The sequence below is a fragment of the Flavobacterium sp. genome (assembly GCF_044368625.1).
Lineage (GTDB): Bacteria > Bacteroidota > Bacteroidia > Flavobacteriales > Flavobacteriaceae > Flavobacterium.
Genome location: NZ_JBIPPD010000190.1, coordinates 1 through 6,450, shown reverse-complemented (window position 1 = coordinate 6,450; position 6,450 = coordinate 1). Strand labels below are relative to the sequence as shown.

Annotated in this window: 4 protein-coding genes; all 4 read right to left on the bottom strand. The window is 32.7% G+C overall.

Annotated elements, in window-relative coordinates:
- Positions 1-214: 214 nt before the first annotated feature.
- The 4 genes from ACIQ2X_RS12585 to ACIQ2X_RS12570 all read right to left on the bottom strand — a co-directional run bounded on the left by ACIQ2X_RS12585 (position 215) and on the right by ACIQ2X_RS12570 (position 5,726).
- Positions 215-727, bottom strand: a complete 513-nt coding sequence (locus ACIQ2X_RS12585) for a hypothetical protein (RefSeq protein ID WP_396179268.1) — start codon at positions 725-727, stop codon at positions 215-217.
- Between the two features lie 91 nt (positions 728-818).
- Positions 819-1,874 carry a helix-turn-helix domain-containing protein gene (locus ACIQ2X_RS12580; RefSeq protein WP_396179267.1) on the bottom strand — a complete coding sequence of 352 codons (1,056 nt, stop codon included), beginning with the start codon at positions 1,872-1,874 and terminating at the stop codon, positions 819-821.
- Between the two features lie 288 nt (positions 1,875-2,162).
- Entirely contained in the window at positions 2,163-4,064 is a 1,902-nt protein-coding gene (locus ACIQ2X_RS12575) for an RNA-binding domain-containing protein (protein WP_396179266.1), read from the bottom strand.
- A 72-nt stretch (positions 4,065-4,136) separates the two neighbouring features.
- Complete coding sequence (locus tag ACIQ2X_RS12570) at positions 4,137-5,726, bottom strand: N-6 DNA methylase (RefSeq protein WP_396179265.1); 1,590 nt, start codon at positions 5,724-5,726, stop codon at positions 4,137-4,139.
- Positions 5,727-6,450 lie beyond the last annotated feature (724 nt).

Genomic DNA, 6,450 nt, shown 5'->3' with positions numbered 1-6,450 from the left:
CAATTGTAAATTCATTAAATCTACAGCTTTTGAAATATGTTCTTGTTTGATATAAAATCCTAAGTTGAAATTTTTAGGCATAAACTAAATTTTATTAAAATTCTCCAATATCTTACTTTGCAACTCATTCCCTTTAGCAAACTGTGCTTGCAACTGGGTTTTTAAAGCTTCCATTTTATCGTCCATCAAAATACTGTTTATTCGCATCGTGTTGTTATTTATTATTTTCCCATTTCTTTTTTAACACTTCACAAGCACTTGGAGGCAATCCCAATCTGGGGTTAATATCGTTTTGTAAAGTCGTTAACAATTGGGTTACTTCTGTTCCTTGTAAAACTCCATATTCAAAAAGACTATCCAAAACCCACAAATGTCCTCTGATGTTTACCGCTTTACTTCTGGCAAAATTTCGCAAGTTTTTATCAGAAGTGATCAAATCTGCTTCTAATTTTTGCGCACAAAACAACGCAGAACAATCTTCTAGGGAAAGTTGGCTTTTTTCTTCTTTTAAGGTAGCCATTGCTAGTAATTCTTCACCCGTAAAATTTTCTACTATCAATTGTTTGTTTGTTATAAAAGGCAGAAACATTTCCTGCTGTTCTTGGTCTAACTCTTCAAAAATAATATCTGTTGTATGAAAGCTAAAAGGTAATTGAAAGAAGTGAGGCAGGATGTCCAACTTCACTAAGTCAATTAAAATATTAGCATCATTGACAATTATTTTCATGTTTTTAAATTAGGTTCTCTAGCGATCACACATGAAATCACGCTGCTAATTATCGGTGTTTGCTTTTGCAAACTTTTTATTACTTGTGATTTCATAACAACACAAATTCTTTTCTAAAATCGGCTACTTTCATATTGGCCAAACTTGCGGCTTTGTTCAAAGAAACTAAATCTTCGGCAGCCGCTCTGTACAACAATTGTTTAAAACGAGAAGAACGTTCTCTTCCTTGAAAACTACCCAAATTAATTTCTTTTTTTCGATTAGGATCTTGATTGACCCAACATCTGAAATCAATGAAACGTTCTTCTGAAATTACATGTAAATCTTTAGCTCTTGCCATAATGGCTTGAATCGAAATACCGTAGGTTTCTTTAATCGCTATTAATTCCGAAACACTTATTTTGCTTCGTTGTTTACCCAATTCGTGTAAAAAAGTTTCTTGTGGCATGAGCATAGCCCCTGCAAAACGATGGCACAAACGCTCTATTTCTTTCTCAGATAAAGTGTCGTTAAAATTCAACAATAAATGACCCAATTCATGCAAAGCGGTAAATCGTTTACGCTCTACCGGAAATTGAGCATTAATAACGATTACCGGAATATTTCCAGTAGCCCAACCCGAAAAGCCGTCAAAATCAGCATCAGCATCAATTTCAATGACTTTAATTTCTTTATCTTCTAATAATTCAATTACATTAGGAAGTGCATTGATGCCAATATTCCAATCTTTTATCAGTTGATTTACCGCATGTTCAACCGCAGTACCATCGGTAATTGCAATGTTTTTGATAGGATTTTTAAAATTAGATGCTAAATTTAAAAACTGCTCTATTTCAATGTAGCGAGTAATACTATCGATTACTTCTTCTTTAATGCTGGCTACTTTTTTAACTCCTAGTTTACTTTTTTTTCTAAATTCTATATTTTCAATGGAGATGGAAAAAGGGCGAAAAAAATAATCCAGTTTCACGTTTAATACTTTTGCCAATTGTAACATTACTTTACTATCGGGCATCATTTGAGCTTTTTCATACTTTGAAATCGCATTATAGCTGACCAAACCATCTAATTTTTCAGACAGTTCCCGCAACGACAAACCCGCTAGTGTTCTAGCCGATTTGATTCTTTTAGCTACAATTTCTTTCATAATACATTTGTTTAATTGTTGACAAACATATACAAAATATATTATTTGTCAACCAAAGCAATTATAACTTTAACATTTAGAGCTTATTAAAATTATCCATAATTCTTTTTTGCAATTCATTTCCTTTAGAAAACTGTTCTTGTAAAGTAGCTATTTTATCTGCTAGCAATACGATTTTTACTCTCATCACATTGTTATTTGTTGATATCCCTTTTTAGTTTGAACTCGTCACAAGCGGATTGTAGCAATCCTAATTTGGGGTTGATATGTTTTCCAGTTGTTGGGCATTTAGATATTTGAAAATAAATTAGTAGTGCTGCTAAAATTGTGATTGATAATAAAATTGGGTTTGCCTCCTTCGGTTTTTAACTTACCGTCTTTTCTAACAATAAAAAACTGGTCTTCTAGATCGTTAAATAACTTTCTGACTTTTCGCTTATAACTATCGTATGCTTTACCATCGGAAATTTTTTTGTTTTGATTCAAATACAAATAATTTCCAATACCATTGGCACTAATAATTTCGGATTGTACGCCATAATGAGATTTAAGGTAGATGGCGTTTAATATTTTTTTGTAGTCATCACTGAGCGAATCCCAATTTTCATTAAAAATAGCTTGTAATTCTTCGTTGAAATTGGTTTTAAATAATGTTTTATCTACTTGATAAATAGGATAAAGCTCTGGACTATTTTCATTTACAAAAAGTAAACCTTTTTCTTCAAACAAGGCGATAATTTCACTGTGGTTGTTGTTTGAAGTGAGTAAAATAGTGTATCGCTCTAGCTTGTTAAGTTCTTCTGATTTTTTGAAAAAAGAAAGTATTATTTTTTCATCGTCATTTAAATCTCTGCCCAATTTAGAGCTCAAATAGCCTGAAAAACTATCAATCCAAGAAGCCATTTCGTCGTCATAAACTTTGCCTTTTGGAATATACAAACTAATTTCATCCTCAGAAAGTATATAATAAGGAACATCTATCTGATTTTCAAGACAAGCGTCTATCAGTGACGAAAGTCCTTTTCCTTTTCCCTCCCAATAATCAAAACTTTTTAGTAAATGAGTTAATTTTGGATTACGTGCTACTTGAAAAGGTTTAATTCTTCTAATCTTTCCACTTGAAGTATTCAAATTGATTCTTTGTCTATTTTGGAACATTCCAGGATTGCGAATAAGTAATGAATCGTGTGGTTTTATTTCAATAATAATAAAACGATCACTAGCATAACTTCTGTGTGCAATGGCGTTATTAATACATTCTCTAATAAGTTCTTCTGGATATTCTGGTGCGGCTTTTCCTCCATTAGTATAGGCGACTCCCACCTGAATATTACGCCAAACAAAACTTTGACTATTTTTTATAAGTTCTATAATGTTATCTTCAATAACTTCTTTACTCTCGGCAAGATTTGAAGAGTTTGGATTAATTACATAACAATCTACTTGGCATTTTCCTTGTATAAAACGTTCGGGAGTTGACCCACAAACCAACATTCCTAATAAAGTAACTTGTTTATTGAAAAGAAAACCTTGTTCAGTCAAAAAAGGTTTTGCTTCGTTGAGGCTCTTTTTTAAATTTTCACCTCTTTTTTTTCCTCTATTATATTGAAATATATAATTGTTAAGGGTATCTAAATTAATAGTATTTATATCTGTATTTTTAATTAATGAAAGTTCTTGAGTAGCTATTCTTTCTTTTTTTATTTCCTCATATTCATCAAGTTCTCTAGTGTTTAAGATATGATCACCAGTTATTTTTCTGATGTAAGGATTGTTATTATAAAAAGCATATTTTTTTTCAGAATCTAATTCGGTAACATAAACAATCATGATACGACCTGTCATAAAATCTTTTATCTCAAAATTTAAATTCTGAGCAACATCAATAATAGCACCTTCTCTATTGGTAAATTTTTTTGGAAGCACATCTTTTAAGTGCTTTTCATTTTTATCGCTATTGTCATAACCTGTAAATTTGTAAAGTTGAGGCTTAGCATTATTTTTATCATTTATACCAATTACAATTATACCACCATTTGAATTTAAAAAAGCACAAACGGATTTGTACCAATCTTCTCCCCATCCTTGAGATAAATCTTTAACTTCAAACCTTTCGGTTTCAACTTCTTCATAGCTATTTGAATTGATGCAACGCTCAATAATTTGAAGATTCTTCAAAACTATATCCATCTTTTATTTCTTTATCTTTATAAAAACTTTGAGTGTTTTAATTGGTTATAAAATTACTATATTTAAATGATACTACAACTTCTCAAAATTCTCCAATATCTTACTTTGCAACTCATTCCCCTTAGCAAACTGTTCTTGTAAAGTAGTTTGTAAAGCAGCCATTTTATCTCCAAACAAAATACCATCGTCTTCCACTTCCTCAGTTCCTACATAAATGCCTGGGGTTAGTTTGTAGTCTTGTTTTTGTACTTCTTCTATAGTGGCTGCGTAGCTATAACCATCGGTGTTTTCGTAAACTTCATCAATATTCCTCCAATTGTGGTAAGTAGCTGCTACTTTGTCAATATCAGTATCTGTAAAAATCCGCAACTTACGGCTCTCCATAGTTCCCATTTTGCTGGTGTCTATGAATAAAATTTCGTTGGTACGTTCTCGGTGTTTGCCGTCTTTTCCATTACGGTTTTTACTCAAAATAAAAATACAAGCGGGTATACCTGTAGTTAAAAACAATTTATCGGGTAAACGTACAATACAGTCAATCATGCTGTTGTTTACCATAAATTCCCGTACGTTTTTTTCGCCTTTGTTGTTAGAAGTCATGGCTCCATTTGCCATTACAACAGAAGCAGTTCCTACTTTACTCAAATGGCTCCAAAAGGTTTGCATCCACATAAAGTTGGCATTACCATCCGTAGTAAATTCTTCTTTAGGTCCAAATAATCGTGGGTCATTTTCAGGTAAGTCTTCTGGGTGCCATTGGCTCACGTTAAAGGGAGGATTTACAATAATAAAATCAGCTTTCAAGTCGGGAAACTTATCTTGCAATAAAGAATCGCCCAAACGCACATCAAAAGACAAATCGCGTAAAGCCAAGTTCATTTTGCACAAACGCAGTGTACCATCGTAACGCTCTTGTCCGTATATGGCAATATTCTTTTTATCACCACCATGGCTTTCTAAAAACTTCAACGATTGTACAAACATACCACCAGAACCACAAGCGGCATCAAAGATTTTGCCTTCATAAGGTTCAATCATTTCAACCATCAGGCGTACAATACTGCCAGGTGTAAAGAACTGACCTGCACCCGAACCTTCAGCTAAAGCAAACTTGCCAATGTAATATTCATACACACGACCTAAGACATCGCTTTCTGGGTTTTCTTTCTGCGATAATTTAGGATTAGAAAGTAAGTTAATCAAACCGCCCACTTGTCGCGCCGTTAATTGACTTTTGACAAATATACGAGGTAATATCCCTTTCAAATCTGGTCGACTCACTGCTAAAGTAGCATCTAACGTATCAAAAGCATCATCCACAATTACTTTGATGTTGTCTTGTTCGGCATTCGCTTTCAAATATTCCCAAGTCGCTTCTTTAGGGATGATGTAAATGTTTTTTGACAAATATTCATCGGCATCTTCTAGTACATAATTTATTTCAGAAACATCTGTAGTAAAATAAGAGGATGTTTTGTCGTTTAATAAAGCCGTTAATTCTTCTCTACGAATTTCATAGCGTTCCGACATGTGTTTTAGGAAAATCATCGGCAAGACATAGTCTTTGTATTGATTTTCAGCTACAGCACCACGGAGTTCGTTAGCTGCTTTCCAAAGTTCTTGTTCAAAATTGATATCGGCTTTTACAGTATTTTTGCTCATATTTTGTTTAATGACTTGTATTGTTCAAACCTACCATTTTTTATGTTAATTTACTACATGTTGAGCTATGTAATTTTAACTAAAAGTAGGGTTTTCATGTAAAAATAATGTAAGGCTTTTTGTTATCATTACGGTTTCCCGTAATCTGATAAAAAATAATTTCAAAAACTTTTTAATTTTTTTTTTTGTCACTCATAGCAGCTTACGAACTCAAAAAAATAAATTTTATTAACAGCAATTCCACCTAAACCAGCGACGGAGTCTATTAATTTTTCACTTATCAACAATTATAAAGTTGTTCCTTTGGGAAAATAGCCACGAGAAATAGTAAAAAAAATTGTGATGCGGTACACTAAATTTTTATATTAACGCATTATTTGATGCGAAAAGCAGGAACTTTTCGAGACTTTCAAATGACTAAATTTGCTCAAAAAGACGGGTTACTAGCCGCTGTTTTTTGAGGTTTTTTTATGCCTTTTTGTAAGATATTGGCTTCAAAAAAGGTGGTTTTTTAAGCGAAAATTTTGATTTTTTCGGTCGTTTTAGCGTCCTCATTTCGAGGAAAAATCAAATTTTTTGTTTTTTGAATTGCTTTGGAGCACTTTTCCAGATGGTAAGGACGGGTTTTTTGGTTGGTCAGGACGAAGCAAAAGTTTCGTGCGGTCGAAGCAAAAGTTTCATACGGTCGAATTGGAGGGTGTTTTTGTCATTTTTAAACAAAAAA

Coding starts and splice junctions, on each gene's coding strand:
- ACIQ2X_RS12580 (WP_396179267.1), bottom strand. CDS start 1,874: ATGAAAGAAATTGTAGCTAAAAGAATCAAATCGGCTAGAACACTAGCG.
- ACIQ2X_RS12575 (WP_396179266.1), bottom strand. CDS start 4,064: ATGGATATAGTTTTGAAGAATCTTCAAATTATTGAGCGTTGCATCAAT.
- ACIQ2X_RS12570 (WP_396179265.1), bottom strand. CDS start 5,726: ATGAGCAAAAATACTGTAAAAGCCGATATCAATTTTGAACAAGAACTT.
- ACIQ2X_RS12585 (WP_396179268.1), bottom strand. CDS start 727: ATGAAAATAATTGTCAATGATGCTAATATTTTAATTGACTTAGTGAAG.